The sequence below is a fragment of the Cellulosimicrobium sp. NPDC057862 genome, from assembly GCF_042797035.1.
GTDB lineage: Bacteria > Actinomycetota > Actinomycetes > Actinomycetales > Cellulomonadaceae > Cellulosimicrobium.
Window position 1 is genome coordinate 19,811 of sequence record NZ_JBHVMH010000007.1, and the last position, 21,261, is coordinate 41,071.

General features: G+C 75.1%; 21 protein-coding genes. 14 read left to right on the top strand and 7 right to left on the bottom strand.

The annotated features are described in order from the left end of the window. Positions 1 to 75: 75 nt before the first annotated feature. Both ACFVN3_RS10750 and ACFVN3_RS10755 read right to left on the bottom strand, forming a co-directional pair. Positions 76 to 1,107: a hemolysin family protein gene (locus tag ACFVN3_RS10750; protein ID WP_378232811.1), complete on the bottom strand. Its 1,032-nt coding sequence runs from the start codon at positions 1,105 to 1,107 to the stop codon at positions 76 to 78. After that, positions 1,104 to 2,534: a hemolysin family protein gene (locus ACFVN3_RS10755; RefSeq protein ID WP_378232813.1), complete on the bottom strand. Its 1,431-nt coding sequence runs from the start codon at positions 2,532 to 2,534 to the stop codon at positions 1,104 to 1,106. Before ACFVN3_RS10755 ends, ACFVN3_RS10750 begins: the two co-directional genes overlap by 4 nt. Before the next feature lie 208 nt (positions 2,535 to 2,742). Between ACFVN3_RS10755 and ACFVN3_RS10760 the strand changes: the two genes are divergently transcribed. Continuing rightward, the gene (locus ACFVN3_RS10760; RefSeq protein ID WP_378232814.1) at positions 2,743 to 3,912 is read left to right on the top strand and encodes a D-alanine--D-alanine ligase family protein; all 1,170 of its coding nucleotides are present in this window, start codon (positions 2,743 to 2,745) and stop codon (positions 3,910 to 3,912) included. Positions 3,913 to 3,935: 23 nt separating this feature from the next. Here ACFVN3_RS10760 and ACFVN3_RS10765 read toward each other — a convergent pair whose 3' ends face one another. Further along, on the bottom strand, positions 3,936 to 4,484 hold the full coding sequence (locus tag ACFVN3_RS10765; protein ID WP_378232815.1) for a DUF3515 family protein: 549 nt from the start codon (positions 4,482 to 4,484) through the stop codon (positions 3,936 to 3,938). A 64-nt stretch (positions 4,485 to 4,548) separates the two neighbouring features. On the opposite strand from ACFVN3_RS10765, the gene ACFVN3_RS10770 reads away from it, so the two are divergent. Then, entirely contained in the window at positions 4,549 to 5,598 is a 1,050-nt protein-coding gene (locus ACFVN3_RS10770) for a thiamine-phosphate kinase (RefSeq protein WP_378232816.1), read from the top strand. A 9-nt stretch (positions 5,599 to 5,607) separates the two neighbouring features. Here the strand turns inward: ACFVN3_RS10770 and ACFVN3_RS10775 are convergent, their stop codons facing one another. Next, positions 5,608 to 6,123, bottom strand: coding sequence for a GNAT family N-acetyltransferase (locus tag ACFVN3_RS10775; protein WP_053371462.1), 516 nt, complete (start codon positions 6,121 to 6,123; stop codon positions 5,608 to 5,610). A gap of 176 nt (positions 6,124 to 6,299) precedes the next feature. After that, on the bottom strand, positions 6,300 to 6,491 hold the full coding sequence (gene rpmB, locus ACFVN3_RS10780) for a 50S ribosomal protein L28 (RefSeq protein ID WP_024840757.1): 192 nt from the start codon (positions 6,489 to 6,491) through the stop codon (positions 6,300 to 6,302). A gap of 319 nt (positions 6,492 to 6,810) precedes the next feature. Between rpmB and ACFVN3_RS10785 the strand changes: the two genes are divergently transcribed. The 3 genes from ACFVN3_RS10785 to rsmD all read left to right on the top strand — a co-directional run bounded on the left by ACFVN3_RS10785 (position 6,811) and on the right by rsmD (position 11,687). Continuing rightward, complete coding sequence (locus tag ACFVN3_RS10785) at positions 6,811 to 8,697, top strand: DAK2 domain-containing protein (RefSeq protein WP_378232817.1); 1,887 nt, start codon at positions 6,811 to 6,813, stop codon at positions 8,695 to 8,697. Continuing rightward, positions 8,694 to 10,952, top strand: coding sequence for an ATP-dependent DNA helicase RecG (locus ACFVN3_RS10790; RefSeq protein ID WP_378232819.1), 2,259 nt, complete (start codon positions 8,694 to 8,696; stop codon positions 10,950 to 10,952). The genes ACFVN3_RS10785 and ACFVN3_RS10790 overlap by 4 nt, the downstream gene beginning before the upstream one ends. A gap of 102 nt (positions 10,953 to 11,054) precedes the next feature. Next, complete coding sequence (gene rsmD, locus ACFVN3_RS10795) at positions 11,055 to 11,687, top strand: 16S rRNA (guanine(966)-N(2))-methyltransferase RsmD (protein WP_378232820.1); 633 nt, start codon at positions 11,055 to 11,057, stop codon at positions 11,685 to 11,687. Between the two features lie 166 nt (positions 11,688 to 11,853). On the opposite strand, the gene ACFVN3_RS10800 is transcribed toward rsmD, so the two are convergent. Then, a complete protein-coding gene (locus ACFVN3_RS10800; protein ID WP_378232822.1) occupies positions 11,854 to 12,597 on the bottom strand; it encodes a GNAT family N-acetyltransferase in 744 nt (247 codons plus the stop codon). An 87-nt stretch (positions 12,598 to 12,684) separates the two neighbouring features. Between ACFVN3_RS10800 and coaD the strand changes: the two genes are divergently transcribed. The 6 genes from coaD to mutM all read left to right on the top strand — a co-directional run bounded on the left by coaD (position 12,685) and on the right by mutM (position 16,509). Next, the gene (gene coaD, locus ACFVN3_RS10805) at positions 12,685 to 13,185 is read left to right on the top strand and encodes a pantetheine-phosphate adenylyltransferase (protein ID WP_378232823.1); all 501 of its coding nucleotides are present in this window, start codon (positions 12,685 to 12,687) and stop codon (positions 13,183 to 13,185) included. Positions 13,186 to 13,208: 23 nt separating this feature from the next. Continuing rightward, positions 13,209 to 13,781 (top strand): hypothetical protein, encoded by a 573-nt coding sequence (locus ACFVN3_RS10810; RefSeq protein WP_378232824.1) that lies wholly within the window; start codon positions 13,209 to 13,211, stop codon positions 13,779 to 13,781. 308 nt (positions 13,782 to 14,089) lie between these two features. After that, on the top strand, positions 14,090 to 14,608 hold the full coding sequence (locus tag ACFVN3_RS10815) for a YceD family protein (RefSeq protein WP_378232984.1): 519 nt from the start codon (positions 14,090 to 14,092) through the stop codon (positions 14,606 to 14,608). A 2-nt stretch (positions 14,609 to 14,610) separates the two neighbouring features. Next, the gene (rpmF, locus tag ACFVN3_RS10820; RefSeq protein WP_021482203.1) at positions 14,611 to 14,805 is read left to right on the top strand and encodes a 50S ribosomal protein L32; all 195 of its coding nucleotides are present in this window, start codon (positions 14,611 to 14,613) and stop codon (positions 14,803 to 14,805) included. 5 nt (positions 14,806 to 14,810) lie between these two features. Next, positions 14,811 to 15,563 (top strand): ribonuclease III, encoded by a 753-nt coding sequence (rnc, locus tag ACFVN3_RS10825; RefSeq protein ID WP_378232826.1) that lies wholly within the window; start codon positions 14,811 to 14,813, stop codon positions 15,561 to 15,563. After that, a complete protein-coding gene (gene mutM, locus ACFVN3_RS10830; protein WP_378232828.1) occupies positions 15,556 to 16,509 on the top strand; it encodes a bifunctional DNA-formamidopyrimidine glycosylase/DNA-(apurinic or apyrimidinic site) lyase in 954 nt (317 codons plus the stop codon). Before rnc ends, mutM begins: the two co-directional genes overlap by 8 nt. Before the next feature lie 79 nt (positions 16,510 to 16,588). Here mutM and ACFVN3_RS10835 read toward each other — a convergent pair whose 3' ends face one another. Continuing rightward, positions 16,589 to 17,530: an NAD(P)-dependent oxidoreductase gene (locus tag ACFVN3_RS10835; RefSeq protein WP_378232830.1), complete on the bottom strand. Its 942-nt coding sequence runs from the start codon at positions 17,528 to 17,530 to the stop codon at positions 16,589 to 16,591. Positions 17,531 to 17,769: 239 nt separating this feature from the next. Here ACFVN3_RS10835 and ACFVN3_RS10840 point away from each other — a divergent pair, with 239 nt between their 5' ends. Genes ACFVN3_RS10840 through ACFVN3_RS10850 form a run of 3 tightly spaced genes read left to right on the top strand, consistent with a single transcriptional unit; the run spans position 17,770 to position 21,187 of the window. Next, complete coding sequence (locus tag ACFVN3_RS10840; protein WP_378232831.1) at positions 17,770 to 19,257, top strand: APC family permease; 1,488 nt, start codon at positions 17,770 to 17,772, stop codon at positions 19,255 to 19,257. Continuing rightward, positions 19,254 to 19,787, top strand: a complete 534-nt coding sequence (locus ACFVN3_RS10845) for a hypothetical protein (RefSeq protein WP_378232832.1) — start codon at positions 19,254 to 19,256, stop codon at positions 19,785 to 19,787. Before ACFVN3_RS10840 ends, ACFVN3_RS10845 begins: the two co-directional genes overlap by 4 nt. After that, the gene (locus ACFVN3_RS10850) at positions 19,784 to 21,187 is read left to right on the top strand and encodes a dipeptidase (RefSeq protein ID WP_378232834.1); all 1,404 of its coding nucleotides are present in this window, start codon (positions 19,784 to 19,786) and stop codon (positions 21,185 to 21,187) included. The genes ACFVN3_RS10845 and ACFVN3_RS10850 overlap by 4 nt, the downstream gene beginning before the upstream one ends. The last annotated feature ends 74 nt before the right edge of the window (positions 21,188 to 21,261 follow it).

The window sequence follows — 21,261 nt, forward strand, 5'->3', positions numbered from 1 at the left end:
CGAGAGGCCCCGGCGACGTGCGTCGCCGAGGCCCCTCCACCGTACGCCGGGCCGGTCGGCCGGCGATCCTCACAGTCAGCCGACGAGCACCGGCGCCGGCTCCTCCGGGGACGGCAGGATGCGGCGCAGCACGTCGGCGAGCGTCACGACGCCGACGAACCGCTCGCCGTCCATGACGATCGCGAGCTGCTCGCTCGACTCGCGCATGCGCGCGAGCGCCGCGTGCACCGTCGTGCCCGACGCGAGCACGAACCCCGGGCGGGCGAGCTCCCCGGCGGGTCGGTCGTCGGGCTCCAGGAGCGTGTCGCGCACGTGCACGACCTTCGGAACGACGCTCCCGTTCTGGACGAGGATGCGCAGGTGCCCCGACCGTGCGGACGCCGCGCGGACGTCCGCGGCCGTGGCCGTCGCGGGGACCGACGTCGGGTTTCCGCCGGCCGGGACGAGCGCGTCGACCGTGAGGGTCTCGAGCTCGATGACGCCCGAGATCTGCACGCGGTACGACGCCTCGAGCGCACCGACGTTCGCCGAGTGCTCGACGAGGTGGCGCAGGGTCGCGGGGTCCTGCCCGCCGCCCTCGACGTTCTCCACAGGCTCGACGCCCACGGCGCGCACGCAGCGGTTCGCGAGCGCGTTGAGCCAGCGCAGCAGCGGGCGGAACGCCCACATGAACCCGCGCATCGGCAGGGCGAGGAGCGTGGCCGAGCGCTCCGGGTGGGCGATCGCCCACGACTTCGGCGCCATCTCGCCGATGACGAGGTGGAGGAACGTCACGACGATCAGGGCGAGCACGAAGCCCGCGACGTCGGCGGCCCACAGAGGCGCGCCCCACGTCTCGAAGACAGGCGTGAGCCAGTGGTGCACGGCCGGCTTGGTGATGGCGCCGAGCGCGAGCGTGCACGCCGTGATGCCGAGCTGCGCACCCGCCATGAGGAGCGTGAGCTCGTTCGAGCTGCGCAGCGCGGCGCGCGCCGCTCGGCTCGTGGGTGCGGCGTCCTCGAGCCGGTGCCGCTTGGCGCCGAGGAGCGCGAACTCCACGGCGACGAAGAACGCGCTGAGCGCGATGATCGCGACGGTCGCCACGACGACGACCCAGGGGTTGCTCATCGGGTCTCCTCCGTTGCGTCCTTCGGGCGGGCGGCCTCGTGCGTGGTGGGGTGTGCGTCGTCGGCCGCGGGGGCGTCGCCCCGTTGCTCGACGAGCCGGACGCGCACGAGGCGCGGCACGTGCCGCTCGACCGACAGGACGTCGACGACGAGCGTGCGGTGCACGGGCTCGTCGTGGACGAGGTCGGCCGGGTCGTCCGGGAGCGGGACCTCGATCGTGTCGCCCGCGCGCGGCAGGGCGCCGTGCTGGGCGATGAGGAGACCGGAGACCGTCTCGTGGTCGCCGCGCGGCAGGTCGTGGCCGAGCGCGCGCTCCGCCTCGTCGACGTGGACGTCGCCGCCCATGACCCACACGCCGTCGTCCTCGGCCGTGACCGTGACGGGCTGCTCCGGGTCGTGCTCGTCGGTGATCTCGCCGACGAGCTCCTCGGCGAGGTCCTCGACGGTCAGCACGCCGGTGAAGCCGCCGTACTCGTCGATGACGCACGCGAGCTGGTTGCGCGTGGAGTTCAGCTGCCCGAGCGCGTCGGGCAGCGTCATGGTCGTCGGCAGCACGACGGCCGGGCGCATGAGGTCGGTCACGGGCGCGTCGTCGGACAGGCCGGTCGCGAGGACGTCGGCGAGCTGGACGACGCCGAGCGGCTGGTCCGTCTCGTCGACGACCGGGTAGCGCGTGTGCGCGCGGGCCATGAGCTCGCGCACCTCGGCGACGGTCGCCTCGGGCCGCACCGTGCCGACGCGTGAGCGGGGGATCATCGCGTGCTCGACGTCCTGCTGGGGGAAGTCGAGGATGCGGTCGAGCAGCACGGACAGCTCGTCGGGCAGGTCCCCGCTCTCGCGCGAGTCGGCCACGATGTGCTCGAGGTCGCGCGCGGTCGCGGTGTTGTCGACGTCGTGCACGGGCTCGATCTTCAGCAGGCGCAGCAGGGCGTTGGACGCCTTGTCGAAGACCGCGATGAGCCAGCCGAACACCGTGAGGTACGCGGACGTGGAGCGCGCCAGGCCCTTCGCGAGCGGCTCCGGCCGCGCGATGGCGAGGTTCTTGGGGAACAGCTCGCCGAAGAGCATCTGGATGATCGTCGACAGCACGAGGGCGAGCACGGTGCCCACCGCCACGCCGACGCCCGTGGGGACGCCGACGCCGCCGAGCATCGTGCCCAGCGACTCGCCGATGAGGGGCTCGGCCACGTAGCCGACGAGCAGGCCCGTCACGGTGATGCCGAGCTGGGCCCCGGACAGGACGAAGGAGGTGCGCCGGGTGACGGCGAGCGCGCGCCGGGCCGACTCGTCGCCGGCCTCCGCCTTGGCCCCCAGGCGGGAGCGGTCGACGGTCATGTAGGCAAACTCCTGGGCGACGAAGTAGGCCGTCGCCGCCGTGATCGCGAGAACCACGAGGAGCCCGAGCAGGAGGGAGAGGAAGGTCGTCATCGTGCCCGCACCGCCCTCCGGTCGTCGGGGACGCGTTGGTGCGTCCGCTCGCTGCCGGGGCCGGTGCGGCCGGGACTATGGTCGGGGTCGTCGGCCGCGGGGGCCTCGAGAGTCGTGTCTTCCACGGCACTCCCAACGCGGAACGCCCTCGGATCGTTCCCGGAGGCGCGTCGGGCGGGCGAGCAGGCGTCCGGTAGGGTCGTCCGCGATGTCCAGCCAGAGCCCCGACCGGTCCGTGCCGTCCACCGACGAGCACCCCACCGGCGCGCCCCGCAAGCCCCGCGTCCTCGTGCTGTTCGGGGGGCGCTCCGGCGAGCACGCCATCTCCGCCGCGACCGCCGCCGGCGTCCTGCGCGCGATCGACCGGTCGCGCTACGACGTCGTCCCCGTCGGGATCACGCCGACGGGGGAGTGGGTCCTCGCCGCCGACGAGCCCGCGCGCTGGGAGATCGCCGACGGGCGCCTACCGCAGGTCGAGCCGACCGGCGAGGAGGTCATCCTGCCGCTGTCGACCGGGCGCCGGGAGCTGCGCGTCCTCACGCCGGGCGACGTCCCGCGCGTGCTCGGCGAGGTGGACGTCGTCTTCCCGCTGCTGCACGGACCGTACGGCGAGGACGGCACGCTCCAGGGCATGCTCGAGCTCGCCGACGTCCGCTACGTCGGCGCGGGCGTCCTGGCGTCCGCCGTCGGCATGGACAAGCACTTCATGAAGCTCGTGCTCGCGGGCGAGGGGCTGCCCGTCTCCCCGTACACCGTGATCCGCCCGGGCGCGTTCGAGCGCGACCCCGAGGCGTGGACGCAGACCGTGGCGGCTCTCGGCCTCCCGGTGTTCGTCAAGCCCGCGCGCGCCGGGTCGAGCCTCGGCATCTCCAAGGTCGACGACCTCGCAGACCTGCCCGCCGCCATCGCCGCCGCGCAGGAGCACGACCCCAAGGTGATCGTCGAGGCGGGCGTCGTCGGCCGGGAGATCGAGTGCGCCGTCCTCGGGGGCCGCGGGGGCGCGCGCCCGCGCGCGTCGCTGCCCGGCGAGATCGTCGTCACGGGCGAGGCGCACGACTTCTACGACTTCGAGGCCAAGTACCTCGACGAGGCCGGGGTCGAGCTGTCGTGCCCCGCCGACCTGCCCGAGCACCTCGTGGAGCGCGTGCGCGAGATCGCGGTCCGCACGTTCGAGGCGGTCGGCGCCGAGGGTCTCTCGCGCGTCGACGTCTTCGTCACGCCCGACGAGCAGGTCGTCGTCAACGAGATCAACACGATGCCCGGCTTCACGCCGTTCTCGATGTACCCGCGCATGTGGGAGAAGTCGGGGCTGAGCTACCCCGAGCTCATCGACGAGCTCGTCGCGCTCGCGCTCGAGCGGCCCACCGGCCTGCGCTGACCGCCTGCGCCGACCCGGCCGGCTCAGCCCACGTCGGTCGTGCCGACGCACGCGCGCGTCTGGGGGACCTCCATGACCGCGCGACCCAGGTCCGCGATGAACGCCGTCGAGTGGCCCTCGGTCACGGCCGGCGGCACGACGACCTGCACCGCGGGGTCGCGCCCGTAGGTCGTGAACGTCCACGTGCCCTGGTCCTCGACCACGAGCCAGTCCACGGTGCCGCCCTCGGACTCGACGCTCTGGCACGCCGTCGTCGTCGGCCCGGGCACCTCGACGCCGCACCGCAGCGTCACCGCGGCGCCCGGCTCGCCCCAGGCCGCGGTGGCCTGGCTCGTCGTGCCGACCTTCGCCAGGTCCTCGCCCAGGGTCTCCGGCAGCGCGAGCACGACGTCCGCGCACAGCGGGTTCTGGGCGTCGTCCGCCACCGGGACGCCGATGCGCGGCGCGCACGCGGCGGTCGCCGCGACGACGCCGAGGAGCGCCGGCACCGCGAGAGCCCGGAGGAGGGGGTGCGAGCGGCGGGGGGCGCCGGGGTGGGTGGACGGCGAGGCGGGAGGGACGGCGTCGAGCACGCGACCACCGTAGCGGCCCGCGGAGGGTGCCCGTGACCGCCCGGGCGGCGACTAGGGTGGCGGCGTGAGCGAGACGCCCCTGCTGGTCCGCGACGTGCCCGAGGAGGCGCTCCTCGCCCGGATCTTCCCCCTGCTGCCCACCGCGCCGACCACCCTCGTCGGGCCGGGCGACGACTGCGCCGTCGTCGCGGCGCCCGACGGCCGCTACGTCGTGTCGACCGACGTCCTCGTCGAGGACCGGCACTTCCGTCGGCGCTGGTCGTCCGGGTACGACGTCGGGTGGCGGGCCGCGGTGCAGAACCTCGCCGACGTCGTGTCCATGGGCGCGCGCCCCGCGGCGCTCGTCGTGTCGCTCGTGATGCCCGGCGACCTGCCCGTCGACTGGGTCACCGGCCTGGCGCGGGGGCTCGCCGACGCGTGCACGCCCCTCGGGGCTGCCGTCGTCGGCGGGGACCTGTCGGGGGGCGACCAGGTCGTCGTCGCGGTCACGGTCCACGGGGACCTCGAGGGCCGGGACCCCGTGCTGCGCTCCGGCGCCCGGCCGGGCGACGTCGTCGCCCTCGCGGGGAGCCTCGGCCGGTCAGCGGCGGGTCTCGCGCTGCTCGACGCCGACCGGGCGGACCTCGACGACGCGCTCGTCGTCGCGCACCTGCGCCCCGACCCTCCGCTCGCCGCGGGTCCCGCGGCCGCCGCCGCCGGCGCGACCGCGATGATGGACGTGTCCGACGGGCTGCTGCGGGACGCGGGCCGGATGGCGCGCGCGAGCGGCGTCGTCGTGGACCTCGAGCTCGCCGCTCTCGACGCGGACCGCGACCGGCTGCGCGCGGCGGCCGCAGCGCTCGACGGAGCGAGCGGGGACGGTGCCCGAGCGACGGACGGTGCCCGAGCGACGGACGGCGACGCCGGGACGGACGTCGGCGACCGCGCCGAGGGGTGGGTGCTGTCAGGAGGCGAGGACCACGCGCTGCTCGCGACGTTCCCCGCCGACGCCGACCTGCCCGACGGGTTCCGGGCGATCGGTGCGGCCCGACGTGCGTGGTGCGACGATCCCGGTGTCCGGGTCGACGGCCGTGTGGCGCGCCGCGCGACGGGATGGGACCACTTCCGCGCCTGAGCGCGGCGGTCAGCCCCGGCGGTAGCGGACGGCGGTGAGGTCCTTGCCGCCGATGTCGTCACGGCGCTCGACGCCGTCCGGCGTGAAGCCGTGGCGACGGTAGAAGCGGCGCGCGCGCTCCGCGTCCTCGAGGACCCAGAGCGTGACGGTCGTGCCGGGACGCACCTCGCCGAGCATGGTGCGCATGAGGTCGCGCGCGACGCCGCGGCCCCAGGACTCGGGGTCCAGGTAGATGGCGAAGATCTCGAGGTCGCCGGGCTCGGCGTCCTCGTCGCGGCTGGGGCCGAGGGTGGCGAAACCGATCGTGCGGCCGTCGGCATCGGCGAGCCACGTGCGGGCGCCGGGGGTGGCGAGGCTCTGGACCCAGTGCTGCTCGCGCTGGTCGTGGTCCAGGGAGGCCAGGTACTCGTCGGGCACGATGCCCGCGTAGGCGCCTCGCCAGGACGCGATGTGCACGGCCGCGATGGCGCTCGCGTCCGCGGGAGCGGCCGGGCGGATGGTTACCTCGCTCAGTTCCGTCACCATGCACAAAGACTGCCACCGCGGCCCGGATCCACCAAACCGGTTTGTCCTGATCTTCAGGAGATCTCCGCATCTCGGCGACGCGGCAGGCTGCGGCCGGAGCCGGGTCCGACGTGCAGAGACGACGAGAGCGCCTGCCGGAATCCGGCAGACGCTCTCGTCAGGGAGTCTCGCGATGCTCAGGCGGGACGGGTGACCTTCCCGGCCTTGAGGCAGGAGGTGCACACGTTGAGACGCTTGGGCGTCCCCGCGACCACGGCGCGCACGCGCTGGATGTTCGGGTTCCAGCGGCGCTTCGTCCGGATGTGGGAGTGCGAGATGCTGTGCCCGAAGCCCGGGCCCTTGCCGCAGACGTCGCAGTTGGCAGCCACGGTTTCTCCTGATCGTCGTGCACGTCGCGCACGCAGCGGCGACGTCCTGAATGGTCTGTAGGGTGTCTCGCCCGGTGTTCCTCGGCGGCTCCTCGACGGTGTCGAGGGCGCGCGAAGCACCCGGGCAACCTCGTCAGGGTAGCCGATCCGAGGGCCCGAGCTCAAACCGGGCGCTCGTCACACCCTCGGGCGCCCGGAGGCCGCCCCCGCGCGCCCCGACCGCGCGCGCGGTTGACTACCGTGGTCCCGACGGCCCGCGGTGCCGTCCGACCGTCCGGCCGCCCGGCCCGGTCGTCCCCCGAGCGCGAGGCGGTCCGACGTGAGCCCCGGAGCCGACGTGGTCGACGCCGCCGTCGTCGTCGCGTGGGGCCGTGGCGGCGTCCGCGCGCTCGCCGCCGCGCGCGAGTCGCTCGACCGCGTGAACGTCTTCCCCGTCGCGGACGCCGACACGGGCACGAACATGTACCTCACGCTCCTCGACGCGGTCCGGGCGCTGCCAGGTGGTGACGCGGCGGGCGTCGTGGAGGCGGGTGCGGCGGGCGGTGCCGGCGACCTGCTCGTGCGGCTGGCCCGCGGCGCGCTCGTCGGGGCGCGCGGCAACTCGGGCGTCATCCTCAGCGAGTACCTCCGCGGGATCGCGCTCGCGCTCGCCGAGCATCGGACCGTGACCGGTGCCGCGCTCGCGGTCGGCCTCGAGCGCGCCGCCCGCACCGCCCGCGGCGCGGTCGCGCGCCCCGCGCCCGGCACGATCCTCACGGCGGCCGACGCCGCGGCGCGCGCCGCGGCGACCGCGTCGGAGGGGCCCGGCGCGTCCTCGCCCGCGGTCGTCGCGGCCGCAGCCCGGGACGCGGCGCGTGCCGCGGCGCTGCGCAGCACCGGCGAGCTCGACGTGCTCGCCCGGGCGCAGGTCCTGGACGCTGGAGCGCTCGGCCTCGTGCTGGTCCTCGGCGCTCTCGTCGCGGCGATCGACGCCCGTGGCCGAGGGTCCGTCCCGACGGCCGAGCCCGTGGCCGCCGCCTCCGCACCGCTCCCCGCGCTCGGCGGGCACGACGACGCCGGGCCCGCGGGGGCGGGCGTGTCGGAGGTGCTCGGCATGATGGCCGGCATGGTGCCGGTGCCGGGCTCGCCCGGTGACGCGGGCGCCGGACCGCGGTCCGGGCACGAGGGGGGCGAGTTCGAGGTGATGTACGTGGTCGACGTCCCGGTGGGCGGTGCGGAGCACCCTGCAGGCGTGGCCGTCGGGGACCCCGCCGAGCCGCTCCGCGCGGAGCTCGCGCGGATCGGCGACTCCGTGGTCGTGGTGGGCGGGCCGGGCGACGACGGCTCGGGCCTCTGGCAGGCGCACGTCCACACCGACGACCCGATGGCCGCGGTCGCCGTCGGGCGGGCCGCGCTCGCGACCCTGCGGCCCCGGGACGGCCGCGAGGTCGGCGCCCCGTCCACGGCGGGGTCTGACGTCGCGCTGCGCCAGGTGCGCGTCCGCCACCTCCCGGGGCCCCACGAGCCGGGCCACGCCCCGGACGCCGCTGCCGACGGGGCGCACGACGCCCGGACCGGTGCGTCCGCCGTCGCCGACGCTCCCGGGATCGTCGCGGTGACCACGGCGCCCGCGCTCGTCGCGGACCTCGCCCGGGCGGGCGCCGTCGTGCTGCTGCGGGAGGCTCCCGGCCCCCTCGACCTGCCCGCCCTGCACCGCGTCGCGGTCGACGCCCGCGCGTCGCACGTCGCGCTCCTGCCCGGCGCGGACCTGCCGGAGGACGACGCCGAGTCCCTGCGCGCGACCCTGCGCGACGACGGGGTCGAGACGCTCGAGGTGCTGCCCGCGGTGACCGACCTGCACGTCGCGGTGGCGCTCGCCGCCGCGCAGCTCGTGGAGCCCGGTGCCGCGCAGCGGCTCGAGGCGGCCCGGTCGGCGCTCGACGCCGCACGGTGGGCTCGCCTCGACACCGCGGGCGTGCCCGTGCCGGGGCTGGTGCGGCGGTTGACGGACCTGCTCGGACCGCTCCGGGCTCCTGTCGGGGCGCTCGTCACGGTGCTTGCCGACGACGACGTGCCGGGCGTGGCCCTCGACGCGCTCGCGGCGCACGCGACCGGGGGAGGCGCCGAGGTCGTGCTCCTGCGCTCGGGGCGCGACGGCGGTGTCGTCACGCTCGCCGTCGAGGGGCCGGAGGCCCTGGACGACGAGACCGTGGAGGCCGAGGGATGAGCGACCGCCTGGCCGAGCCGCTGACCCGTGCGGTCGGCACGCGCAGCGCGGGCCCGCTCGCGAAGCTGGGCCTCGAGACCGTCGGGGACCTCCTGCGGCACTACCCGCGTCGTTACGGGGACTCGGGGCGCCTCACCGACCTCGGCGGCCTCGCCCTCGGTGAGCACGTGACGATCGTCGCGCAGGTCCGCAGCGCGACCGTCCGGCGCATGCGCAACCGTGCGGGCGCGATCCTCGAGGCGGTCGTGACCGACGGCCCGCAGCAGCTCTCGCTCACGTTCTTCGCCAAGAGCCCCAACGTCCTGCGCTACCACGAGCAACGGCTCGCGCCGGGGCGGCACGGGCTCTTCACCGGGGTGGTCGGGCTCTACCGGGGCACGCGGCAGCTCACGCACCCCGACTACAAGATCATCGGGGTCGACGACGACGCGGAGGACACGGAGAGCGCCGTGCTCGAGGCGAGCCGGCCCATCCCCATCTACCCCGCGAGCGCGAGCATCCCGAGCTGGAAGATCCAGCCCGCGGTGCGCACCGTGCTCGACCCGCTGCGCGAGGAGGACGTCCCGGACCCGCTCCCGGACGCCGTCCGCGAGCGGCACGGGCTCGGGACGCGGCTCGAGGCGCTGCGCGACGTGCACGAGCCCTACGACGAGAAGCAGTGGCGGCGCGGTCGCGACCGGCTGCGGTACGAGGAGGCGTTCGTCCTCCAGGCGGCGCTCGCCCAGCGCCGGGCCCGCGCCGCGGCCGAGCCTGCGACTGCCCGCCCTCCCCGGGGTCCGGGGGAGCCGAGCATCCTCGCCGACTTCGACGCCGCCCTCCCGTTCACGCTGACGACGGGTCAGCGTGAGGTCGGGGAGGAGATCGCGACGGACCTCGCGCTCGCGCGGCCCATGCAGCGGCTCCTGCAGGGCGAGGTGGGCTCCGGCAAGACGGTCGTCGCGCTGCGCGCCATGCTCCAGGTGATCGACGCCGGCGGGCAGGCGGCGCTCCTCGCCCCGACCGAGGTGCTCGCCGCGCAGCACGCGCGCACGCTGCGCGCGCTGCTCGGGCCGCTCGCGGAGGGCGGCTTCCTCGGCGGCGCGGAGCACGGGACGCGCGTCGCGCTCCTCACCGGCTCGCTCGGCGCGGCGGCGCGCAAGGAGGCGCTGCTCGACGCTGCGAGCGGGGCGGCGGGGATCGTCGTCGGCACGCACGCGCTGCTGTCCGAGAACGTGCAGTTCGCCGACCTCGGCCTCGTGGTCGTGGACGAGCAGCACCGGTTCGGGGTCGAGCAGCGCGACGCGCTGCGCGCCAAGGCGCGCACGGCCCCGCACCTGCTCGTCATGACGGCCACCCCGATCCCGCGCACCGTCGCGATGACCGTGTTCGGCGACCTCGAGACGTCGTCGCTCACGGAGATCCCGGCCGGGCGGGCCGGCATCACGACCCACGTCGTGCCCGCCGGCAACGAGGCGTGGATGGAGCGCACCTGGGCGCGCGTGCGCGAGGAGGTCGACGCGGGGCACCGCGCGTACGTGGTGTGCGCGCGCATCCACCCGGACGAGCCGGACGCGGACGGACCGCCGGAGGGGACCGACGACTTCGACGAGGTGCCCGACTTCCTCCTCGACCCCGACGCCCCGGACGCCTCGGACCGCGCGCCCCTGCGGGCCGTGCTCGAGGTCGCCGAGGAGCTGCGCGGACACCCGCGCCTCGTGGGGCTCGAGGTCGGGGTGCTGCACGGGCAGATGCCGCCGGCGGACAAGGACGCCGTGATGGCCGACTTCGCGTTGGGTGCGGTCCAGGTGCTCGTCTCGACGACGGTCGTCGAGGTCGGGGTCGACGTCCCCGAGGCGACCGCGATGGTCGTGCTCGACGCGGACCGGTTCGGCATCTCCCAGCTCCACCAGCTCCGCGGGCGTGTCGGCCGCGGCTCCGCGGCGGGGCTGTGCCTGCTCGTCTCGACCGCTCAGCCCGGCACGCCCGCCGCGACGCGTGTCGAGACGCTGGCCCGGACGACCGACGGGTTCGAGCTCGCGACCGTCGACCTCGAGCTGCGCAGCGAGGGGGACGTCCTCGGCGCCGCGCAGTCGGGGCGCGCGAGCTCGCTGCGGCTCCTGCGCGTGGTCAAGGACGCGGACGTCATCGCGACCGCGCGCGCCGACGCGGCCGCCGTCGTGGCGGAGGATCCCGACCTGACCGGCCACCCGGCGCTCGCCGACGCGATCCGCGACCAGCTCGACCCCGAGCGCGAGGAGTTCCTCGAGCGCGCGTGACGGGGGACGGCGCCGGCGCCGCGGTCCGGGCGTGCCCCGGCCAGTGCGCCTTGCGGGGTGCCGCGTGCGTCGCGCCCCGCGACCCGTGCGTAGGGTGGGCGCGTGACGAGGATCGTGGCGGGAACAGTCGGCGGGCGCACTCTGCAGGTCCCGCCCCGCGGTACCCGACCGACGAGCGAGCGCGTGCGGGAGGCGATCTTCTCGCGGCTCGAGCACCTCGGCGTCGTCGACGACGCGCACGTGCTCGACCTCTACGCGGGCTCGGGCGCTCTCGGCCTGGAGGCCGCGAGCCGTGGCGCCGCCGACGTGACGCTCGTCGACTCCGCCCGGGTCGCCGCCGATGTCGCCCGACGCAACGTCGCCGCCCTGGGGCTCAGCGGCGTCCGGGTCGTCGCCCAGCCGGCCGAGACGTTCGTCGCCGGCGTGGCGGCGGAGGCGGCGCAGCGGGCGGCGCTCGGCGGCGCGGACGGGACGCCGACCGGTCGCGCGGGCCGCGGCCCGTACCACCTCGTGCTCGTCGACCCGCCGTACGACGTGACCGCGGAGGCGCTCGAGCGCGTGCTCGCCCACCTCGCGGTGCCCGGCGTCCTCGACCCGGCCGCCGTCGTCGTCGTCGAGCGCTCGACCCGCACCCCGGAACCGACCTGGCCCTCCGGCTGGGAGCTCGTGGCGCACAAGGACTACGGCGAGACGGCGGTGTACTTCGTCGGCCCCGAGCTCCCCGACGAGACGTAGCCGCGCGGGCCCCTCACCCCGCCGGGGCAGAGCCGTCGCTCCGGCCGAGCATGCGGTCGTCGCTCGTCCTGGGGGCGGAACGGGCGGCAACCACGTGCTCGGCGGGCGACGGTCGTGTGCTCGAGCGCTCCGTGGCCTGCGGCGGCGGTCTCGGGGGGCGTCGGCGTCAGGCCCGGGGCGCGTGGGCCTCGTCAGGGGCGAGGAGACCGACGGGGACGGCCGCGAGGGCGTCGGGGTCGGCCGGGTCGACGAGCGTGACGCGGTCCCCGGACGCGGCGTCGAGCAGGTGGTGGGTCGCGGCGTCCTCCGCCAGGGTGCCCTCGCTCGCGCGGAGGTTCTCCGCGAGGAACGCGCGCAGCGGCGCGGCGGGGACGTCGTCGGCCGCGTCCGGCCCGAGGGGGAAGGACACGAGCAGGAGCGCCGGTACGCGCTCGCCGCCGGGGCCGTCGCCGGGCTGGAAGTAGGGGAGCGCGAGCACACGTGCGCCGAGCCGCGCGTAGAACCGCAGCCGTGCGACGGGATCGCCGTGCGCCTCGCTGCCGGCGTGGTGCGCGGGGTGCTCGACCTCCCCGACGACGAGGAGCGGGTCCAGGGCGCGCCAGTCGGCGAGGGCGGCGGCCACGAGCCGTCCGCCGACGCCTCCGCCCCGCCGACCGGGCGCGATGGCGAGGTAGAGGACGAGGAGGACGCGCGCGTCGGGGAACCACTCGCCGACGACACCGGCGACGACGCGGCCGTCCTCCACCACCCCGAGGCTGCGCAGGCGTCCGCTCGCGTGGTCGTCGAGGAGCTCGTCGACGTCCACGAGCTCGGCGGGCGGGAACGACGGCGCGAGCACGTCGCGGTGGAGCGAGCGCACGAGCTCGGGCGTCGTGAGCGGGACGACGGCGGGTTCCTCCGGGGCGGTCACGCGGACCATCGTCGCGCGCGACGCCGATCCGCGCCCGCCCGGCCGTGCCGTCGCGGTCCGCGCGACCCTGTGTACTACCGTGACGAGGTGACCACAGCCGTCTGTCCCGGGTCGTTCGACCCGATCACCCTGGGCCACCTCGACATCGTCCGACGTGCCCGTGCGCTCTTCGACGACGTCGTCGTCGGCGTCGCGCGGAACGCGTCGAAGTCGGCGCTCCTCAGCGTCGACGAGCGGGTCGCGCTGGCCCGCGCGGCGGTCGCCGACGCCGGGCTCGACGGGGTCCGGGTGGAGGTCGTGCCGGGGCTCCTGGTGGACTTCTGCCGGGAGATCGGCGCGGGCGCGGTGGTCAAGGGCCTGCGCGGTGGCGCGGACTTCGACGCCGAGCTGCCGATGGCGCTCATGAACCGGCACCTGGCCGGCGTCGAGACCGTGTTCGTCGCGGGCGACGCCGCGCTCCTGCACGTCGCGTCGTCGCTCGTGAAGGACATCGCGCGCTACGGGGGGCCGGTCGACGACCTGGTCCCCCCGGGGGTCGGGGACGCCGTCCGTGCGGCGCTGGCACGGGTGCAGGGGAGCAGCAGGTGAGCACGACGGGAAGGACCGGGTACGTGAGCGAGCAGCAGGACCGGCGGGTGACGCACGAGGACCGCGCGACGGAGGAGGCGCAGGTCGGGCTGAACGCGATCCTCGACGACCTCACGCACCTCGTGGAGTCGGCGCGCGCGATGCCCATGTCGGCGTCCGTGCTGGTGCACAAGGGTGACGCGGTCGCGCTCCTGGACGAGCTGCGCGGCGCGCTGCCCGAGCAGCTCGCGCACGCCGACGAGGTGCTGGCCCAGGCGGACGCCGTGCTCGAGGACGCGCACCGGCAGGCGGAGGAGATCCTCACGACGGCACGGGCGCGGGCCATCGAGCTCGTGCAGGCCGAGCAGGTCGTGGTCCAGGCGGAGTCGCGGGCGCGGGAGATCGTCGACGAGGCCGACGAGGCGGCAGCCGTGCTCCGCCGCGACGCCGACGACTACTGCGACCGCCGGCTCGCGGACTTCGAGGTCGACCTCGGCAAGCTGCTCGCACAGGTCCAGGGCGGGCGCGCGAAGCTCGCGGACCGCCTCGGGGACCGTGTCGGCGAGCCGGAGGAGTCGCCGTTCCCGGCGACGATGCGCGAGCGCGCCGCCCGCTGAGGCCGCGCGCCGCTCCGGGACCACGGGGCGCCGTCGTCCCGACGCCGTGATCCCGGCTCGACGGGCGCGGAGGGCAGGTGGCGGTCGGGCCGTCGCGTGACGTAAGATCGATGTTTGGCTCGGCGCGTCACGCGTCGACCTGTGCCTGGCAGTCGCCGTCGAGCGGCCGTCGGCCCCCGACCATCGTTGACCATCCGTCCGCGGGCCTCCACGCCCGCGGCCTGGCGATCCTGGAGTGCGCCATCACCGCCGAGAAGACGTCGCCGCTCGTGCTCGACACGCACGAGCTCGGTCGGCGACCCGGGAGCATGCGGACGGTCGTCGCGACCGTCCCTGCGCCCGCCGACCTCGGTACGGCCGTCATCGGCATCCCCGAGGGCAGCGAGCTCGAGCTCGACCTGCGCCTCGAGGCGGTCATGGAGGGCGTGCTCGTCTCGGGCACGGTGTCGGGCAAGGCGGTCGGGGAGTGCGTGCGCTGCCTCGACACGGTCCACGAGGACGTCACGGTCGAGCTCGGGGAGCTCTTCGCCTACCCCGAGCGCGCGAAGGCCGCCCAGGAGTCGGGCGACGACCTGGAGGACGCCGAGGACGTCTACGACCTCGACGGCGACCTCGCGGACATCGAGCCCGCGCTACGGGATTCGGTCGTCACTGCACTACCATTCAGTCCGGTGTGCCGAGCGGACTGCCCGGGGCTGTGCTCCGAGTGCGGGGCGCGTCTGGCGGACGACCCGGGGCACACGCACGAACTTGTCGACCCTCGTTGGTCGGCGCTGGAGAGCATGTTCGACACCTCGAACGTGTCCGACGAGACGAAAGAGAGCTAGCCGTGGCTGTTCCGAAGCGCAAGATGTCGCGCAGCAACACCCGTGCGCGTCGTTCGCAGTGGAAGACGACCGCCGCGAACCTCACCACCTGCCCGCAGTGCAAGGGCGACAAGCTGTCGCACGCGGCGTGCCCGACGTGCGGTACCTACAAGGGCCGCCAGTACGCCGAGGCGCTGCGCACCGAGCACGCAGGCTGAGGCGCGTGGCACCGGCTGCACCGGCATCCGGTCTTCTCGAGAAGCTCGGGGTCCATCTGGACCCCGAGCTTCTCGTGCTTGCGCTCACGCACCGGTCGTTCGCGCACGAGAACGGCGGCATCCCCACGAACGAGCGTCTCGAGTTCCTCGGTGACACGGTGCTGGGCCTCGTCGTCACGGAGACCCTCTACCGCCGCCACCCCGACCTGTCGGAGGGCGAGCTCGCCAAGATGCGGGCCGCGACCGTCTCGCAGAAGTCGCTCGCCGCGATCGCGCGCCGGCTCGGCCTCGGCCAGTACGTGCTGCTCGGCAAGGGCGAGATCCGCACGCGCGGCAACGACAAGGACTCGATCCTGTCGGACACGGTCGAGGCCATCATCGGCGCGGTCTACCTGAGCCACGGGCTCGAGCCCGCACGCGGCCTCGTGCTCCGGCTCGTGGAGCCGACGCTGTCGGCCGCCGCGGGGCTCGGCGCGGGGCTCGACTGGAAGACGTCGCTCCAGGAGGCCGCGGCCGCCGCGGGGCTCAGCGCGCCCTCCTACTCGAGCGACGCCGTCGGGCCCGACCACGCACGCGTCTTCACGTCGTACGTGCACCTCGACGGGCGCCTCTACGGCACCGGCAGCGGCACCGCGAAGAAGTACGCCGAGCAGGAGGCCGCGGAGCGCGCCTACCGGGCCCTGGCGACCGAACGGGCGGAGTCGCAGCCGTCCGACGAGCACGCGACGGCGGAGGCGGCCGAGGACACCCGTGCCTGAGCTGCCCGAGGTCGAGACCGTCCGCGACGGTCTCGACCGCCACGTGCTGGGCGCCCGGGTCGTCGACGTCGAGGTGCTGCGCGACTACAGCGTGCGGCGCCACGACGGCGGCCCGGCCGACTTCCGGGACCAGCTCCTGGGCCAGCGCCTCGACGCGGCGGTGCGCCGCGGCAAGTTCCTCTGGCTCCCGCTCGCCCCGAGCGGGCCGACGGACGGCCCCGCCGACGGCCCCGCGGCCGCGCTGCTCGCGCACCTCGGCATGTCGGGCCAGCTCCTCGTGCGCTCGGGGCCGGGCCTCGGCGAGCGGTCGCCGCACCTGCGCGTGCGGCTCGTGCTCGAGCCAGAAGGCGCGGGCCCCGCGGGCGCGCTCGCGCTCGACTTCGTCGACCAGCGCACGTTCGGGCACCTGTCCGTCCAGGACCTCGTGCCCACGCCCGACGGCGCCCCCGGCGGCCTCGGCTCCGACCTCGCCGCGGTGCCCGGTCCGGTCGCGCACATCGGCCGCGACCTGCTCGACCCCGCCCTGCGGCGCGACGACGTCGTGGACGCGATCCGCCGTCGTCGGACCGGCGTGAAGCGCGCGCTGCTCGACCAGACCGTCGTGTCCGGGGTCGGCAACATCTACGCCGACGAGGCGCTGTGGCGCGCCCGGCTGCACTTCGCGCGCGCCACCGACACGCTGCGCCGCCCGGAGGCGCACCGCCTGCTCGACGCCGCCGCCGAGGTGATGAACGAGGCGCTCGCCCAGGGCGGGACGAGCTTCGACGCGCTCTACGTCAACGTCAACGGGCAGTCCGGCTACTTCTCGCGCTCGCTCGCGGTGTACGGGCAGGAGGGCGAGCCGTGCCCGCGGTGCGGGACGCCGGTGCGTCGCGACGAGTTCATGAACCGCTCGTCCTACACGTGCCCGCGCTGCCAGCCGCGCCCACGCAACGGCCGCTGGTAACCCGCCCCTGGCTCCACTGAGTGCATGAGATAGTCGCGTCCGAGTCGATCGGGCGCGACGAATTCATGCACTCAGCGGGTCAGCGGGGGACGACGTTGCGGAGCTCGCGGCCCGCGCGGAGCGCGTCGAGGTTGGCGTTCACGAGGTCCGACGCGCGCTGGGGGCGGTTGCCGGCGACGTGCGGGGTGAGGATCAGGCGCGGCGCGTCCCACAGGGGTGACGTCTCCGACAGCGGCTCGGTCTCGGTGACGTCCAGCGCGGCCCCGCCCAGACGGCCGTCGTGCAGCGCCGCGACGAGCGCGTCCTCGTCGACCGTGGCGCCGCGGCCGACGTTGACGAAGACCGCGTGGTCGGGGAGCTGGTCGATCCGGGCGGCGTCGAACGCGTGCCGGGTCGCGTCGAGAGCGGGCAGCAGGGAGACGAGGACGTCGGTCGTCGCGAGGACGTCCGGGAGGTCGTCGTCGGTCACGACGCGGAAGCCGTGGCGCTCGCCCGGGCTGCTCGCGATGCCCGTCACCTCAGCGCCCAGGGCGGCGAGCAGCGGCGCGAGGCGCGCCGCGATCGAGCCGAACCCCCAGACCGTCACGCGCGCGCCGTCGAGCGTGTACCGCGCGGCGGTCGCGGGGTCGGCCTGGGCGCGGTTGACGGCGGTGTCCCACCGGTGCTCGCGCTGCGCCGCCCCGAGCTCGTCGAGCCGGCGCACGGCCGCGAGGACGAGCGCGAGCGCGTGCTCGGCGACGGGACCGTCGTGCAGCGACCGCCCGGAGGTGATCGTCACGTCCGGGCCGAACCCGGCGGCCAGCACCGCGTCCGGACCGGCCGCGAGCGTCTGGACCCAGCGCAGGCGGGTCAGCCGTGCGGCGGCGTCCGCGAGGTTCTCGGGGGTGTTCGCCCATGCCACGAGCGCCTCGGCGTCGGCGTCCTCGGGTCCGATCGGCGCCGCGGCGTCGTAGCGGACGACGACGTCGCCCGGCCCGGCGTGCACGTCGAGGGCGATGGTGCTGGGCACGAGGATCTTCAAGACTGCTCCCGGGTGGTCCGTCGAGGTCGCGGCCTCCCGGCGCGGGGCGGACCGCCTCGTGAACGTACCACCAGCCGTTCAGCCGCCGTCCCGGTGCGGTGGAGGTCCCGCTCGCCCCTCCCACCTGCGCTTCCGCGGGCGCGACCTGGCCCCCGGGGATATGTTCGCGATGTTCCGACGACGCGCCCTCCGCGCGCCGTCCCGGTCGGCCCCGCGGGGTCACGGCTTCGGGGGTGGGGATGGGCTCGTCCACGGGTACGCCGACGCACGCAGAGGTGCGCGCGGCGATCACGGCACGGACGCCGAAGAACTACATCACCTGGCTCACGCTCGCGTTCATGATCACGTCGTCGGTCGCGAGCCTGCGCGCCGCGCCGACGATGGCGGTCTACGGCCTCGCGGCGGTGTTCCTCTACGTCGTCCCGGCGCTCGTGTTCCTGCTGCCGACGTCGCTCGTGTCCGCCGAGCTGGCGTCCGGCTGGTCGGGCGGGGTGTACCGGTGGGTCGCGGACGGCGTCTCGAAGCCGCTCGGCTTCCTCGCCATCTGGTGCCAGTTCGCGATGACGATCTTCTACTACCCGAGCCTGCTCGGGTACGTCGCGAGCACGTTCGCGTACGTCATCAACCCGAGCCTCGCGAGCAACGGGCTCTACGTGGCGATCGTCATCGTCGTGCTCTTCTGGACGGGCGTGTGGCTCTCCTCGCAGGGCACCAAGACGGTCGCCGGGCTGTCGAGCTGGGGCCTGATCATCGGCACGCTCATCCCGGCGGCGATCCTCGTCGTGCTCGGCATCGTGTTCCTCGGCCAGGGCAACCCGTCGGCCGCGCCGATGGACGCCCAGCACCTGCTGCCCGCCTGGACGGGGCTCGCCTCCCTGGTCCTCATCGTCAACAACTTCCTGTCCTACGCGGGCATGGAGATGAACGCGGTGCACGTCACGAGCCTGCGCAAGCCCTCGACGGAGTTCCCGCGGTCGATGTTCCTCGCGATCGGGCTCGTGCTCCTCATCTTCATCCTCCCGGCCGTCGCCATCAGCTGGGTGATCCCGGCCGACCAGCTCAGCCTCACCGCGGGCGTCATGCAGGCGTTCGACGCGTTCTTCGCCAACTTCGGCGTGAGCTGGCTGACGCCGATCCTCGGCCTCATGCTCATCGCGGCGTCCCTCGGGGGGATGCTCACGTGGCTCGCCGGGCCGTCCAAGGGCCTGCTCACCGTCGCGCGCGAGGAGGGCTACCTGCCCCCGTTCCTCCAGCGCCTGAACAAGCACGGGGTGCAGCAGAACATCCTCGTCACGCAGGGCGTCATCACGACCGGGATCGCGCTCCTCTACGCGTTCATCCCGGACGTGTCGAGCGCCTACTGGATCCTGTCGGTCATCACGACGCAGGTGTACCTCGTCATGTACCTGCTGCTGTTCATCGCGGCCGTGCGGCTGCGCCGCCGCGCGCCCGACCACCCGCGCGGCTACCGCGCCCCGGCGCTCACGCTCCTGTGCGTCGTCGGGTTCTGCGCGTCGGTGGCGGCGATGATCATCGGGTTCGTGCCGCCCGCCCAGTTCTCCAGCGGGAACGTCGGGGTGTACGTGCTCATCGTCGGCGGCGGCCTCGGCATCATCGGCCTGCTCGTGCCGGCGCTGTTCTACCTGCTGCGCAAGCCGTCCTGGAAGGACCCCGAGGCCGCGGCGATCGCGGCGGCGGACGAGGCGGGGGAGGGCGAGGCGGCATGACCTCGACGCGCCCCGACCACGTCCCCGTGCACGAGCCCGAGCCGGTCTCGTCCAAGCGGTGGGTCACGTACACCGCCGCCGCGCTGCTCCTGGTCGCGCTCGGCGCGGTCATGCTGATCGTCTTCGACAACGTGCGGTCCCACCGCGACGCACGCGAGGCCGAGCAGAAGGCGGCGGAGCTGCACGACCGCTTCGCCGAGATCGGGATCACGGCGTTCAGCGAGGAGACCATCGCCGACGTGCTGGGCGACGACGGCGGCGGCTTCTGCACCGACCCGGCCGCCCTCGTCGAGGCGACGGCGAACCTCGGGGCCGCGAACGGGGCGGCCGGCCCGGGGCTGCGCCCGTCCGTGCTCGACGAGCGTCGCCTCGCGGGCGACCGGCTCGTCATCGAGGTCTACTGCCCCGACCAGCTCGACGAGTTCGACGCCTACGTCGACTCGCTCGACCTCGACCCCGGCCGCACGACCGAGCCGGGCAGCGACCCCACCGAGGGCGCCGACGACACCCCGACCGAGGAGGGCGCATGAGCCAGCAGGGCACCGGAGCACGATCCGCCGGCACCGGTCACGTCGAGGAGGTGCGTGCCGCCGTGCAGGGCCTCGTGCCCCGCGCGCTCGACGACCTGCGCACGCTCGTCGCCATCCCGTCCGTGGCCGACGAGCGCCTCTTCCCGCGCGCCGAGTGCGAGCGCGCCGCCCGGTGGGTCGCCGACGCGTTCCGCGCCGAGGGGATCGACACGCACCTCGAGGTCACCCCCGACGGGTCGCAGGTCGTGCTCGGGCACCGTCCCGGCCCCGACGGCGCACCGACCGTCCTGCTCTACGCGCACTACGACGTGCAGCCGCCCCTCGACGACGACGCGTGGACGACGCCGCCGTTCGAGCTCACCGAGCGCGACGGCCGGCTCTACGGGCGTGGGGCCGCCGACTGCAAGGGGAACATCGTCACGCACCTCACCGCGCTGCGGGCCCTGCGCGCGCTCGGCGGCGAGGACTACCCGGTCGGCGTGCGGCTCGTCGTCGAAGGCTCGGAGGAGCAGGGGACCGGCGGCCTCGACCAGTGGGTCGAGGCGAACCCGGGGGCGCTCGCGGCCGACGCGATGCTCGTCCAGGACACCGGCAACGCCGAGCTCGGCCTGCCGACGCTCACCGTGACGCTGCGCGGTGCGGCGAACGTCGTCGTGCACGTCGAGGCGCTCGAGGGCGAGATCCACTCGGGCATGTTCGGCGGGGCGGCACCGGACGCGCTCGCCGCGCTCGTCGCGGTGCTCGCGACCCTGCGCGACGAGAACGGCGACACGACGATCGACGGCGTGCCGGCCGCCGTCGCGCACGGGACGTGGGACGGCGTCGCGTACGACGAGGACCAGTTCCGTCACGACGCGGGCGTGCTCGACGGCGTCCGGCTCGTCGGGACGGGGAGCGTCGCCGACCGGCTCTGGGCGCGCCCCGTGGTGACGATCCTCGGGATCGACGCGCCGAGCGTCGTCGGCTCGGCGGCCGCGATCCAGCCCCGCGCCTCGGCGCGGCTCAACCTGCGCGTCCCGCCGGGATCGGACGCGCAGGACCTGCAGGACAAGCTCGTCGCGCACCTGGACGCCCACGCGCCGTGGGGGGTGCGGGTGCGCGTGGAGCGCGACGCCGTGGGGCAGCCGTTCGCGGCCCGAACCAGCGGCCACGTCTTCGACACGCTCACCGCGGCGCTCGCGGACGCGTACGGGCGCGAGACGGTCACCGCGGGGCAGGGCGGCTCGATCCCCCTGTGCAACGTGCTCGCCGGGCAGTACCCGGACGCGGAGATCGTGCTCCTCGGGGTCGAGGAGCCGGCCTGCCTCATCCACGCGCCCAACGAGTCGGTCGCACCGAGCGAGATCGAGAGCCTCGCGGTCGGCGAGGCGCTGTTCCTCGCGCGCCTCGGCGAGGGCTGACGCGCTGACACCGTCCGAGATCGACCCTCCGGTCCCCAGATCGGCCCTCGGAGGGCCGATCTCGACCGTGCGGG

Bases quoted from the DNA above. Each gene is read 5' to 3' on its own strand.
- ACFVN3_RS10845 (WP_378232832.1), top strand. From the start codon at position 19,254: ATGACCTCGACGCGCCCCGACCACGTCCCCGTGCACGAGCCCGAGCCG.
- ACFVN3_RS10775 (WP_053371462.1), bottom strand. From the start codon at position 6,123: ATGGTGACGGAACTGAGCGAGGTAACCATCCGCCCGGCCGCTCCCGCG.
- ACFVN3_RS10760 (WP_378232814.1), top strand. From the start codon at position 2,743: ATGTCCAGCCAGAGCCCCGACCGGTCCGTGCCGTCCACCGACGAGCAC.
- ACFVN3_RS10850 (WP_378232834.1), top strand. From the start codon at position 19,784: ATGAGCCAGCAGGGCACCGGAGCACGATCCGCCGGCACCGGTCACGTC.
- ACFVN3_RS10755 (WP_378232813.1), bottom strand. From the start codon at position 2,534: ATGACGACCTTCCTCTCCCTCCTGCTCGGGCTCCTCGTGGTTCTCGCG.
- ACFVN3_RS10815 (WP_378232984.1), top strand. From the start codon at position 14,090: ATGCGGACGGTCGTCGCGACCGTCCCTGCGCCCGCCGACCTCGGTACG.
- ACFVN3_RS10750 (WP_378232811.1), bottom strand. From the start codon at position 1,107: ATGAGCAACCCCTGGGTCGTCGTCGTGGCGACCGTCGCGATCATCGCG.
- ACFVN3_RS10840 (WP_378232831.1), top strand. From the start codon at position 17,770: ATGGGCTCGTCCACGGGTACGCCGACGCACGCAGAGGTGCGCGCGGCG.
- ACFVN3_RS10790 (WP_378232819.1), top strand. From the start codon at position 8,694: ATGAGCGACCGCCTGGCCGAGCCGCTGACCCGTGCGGTCGGCACGCGC.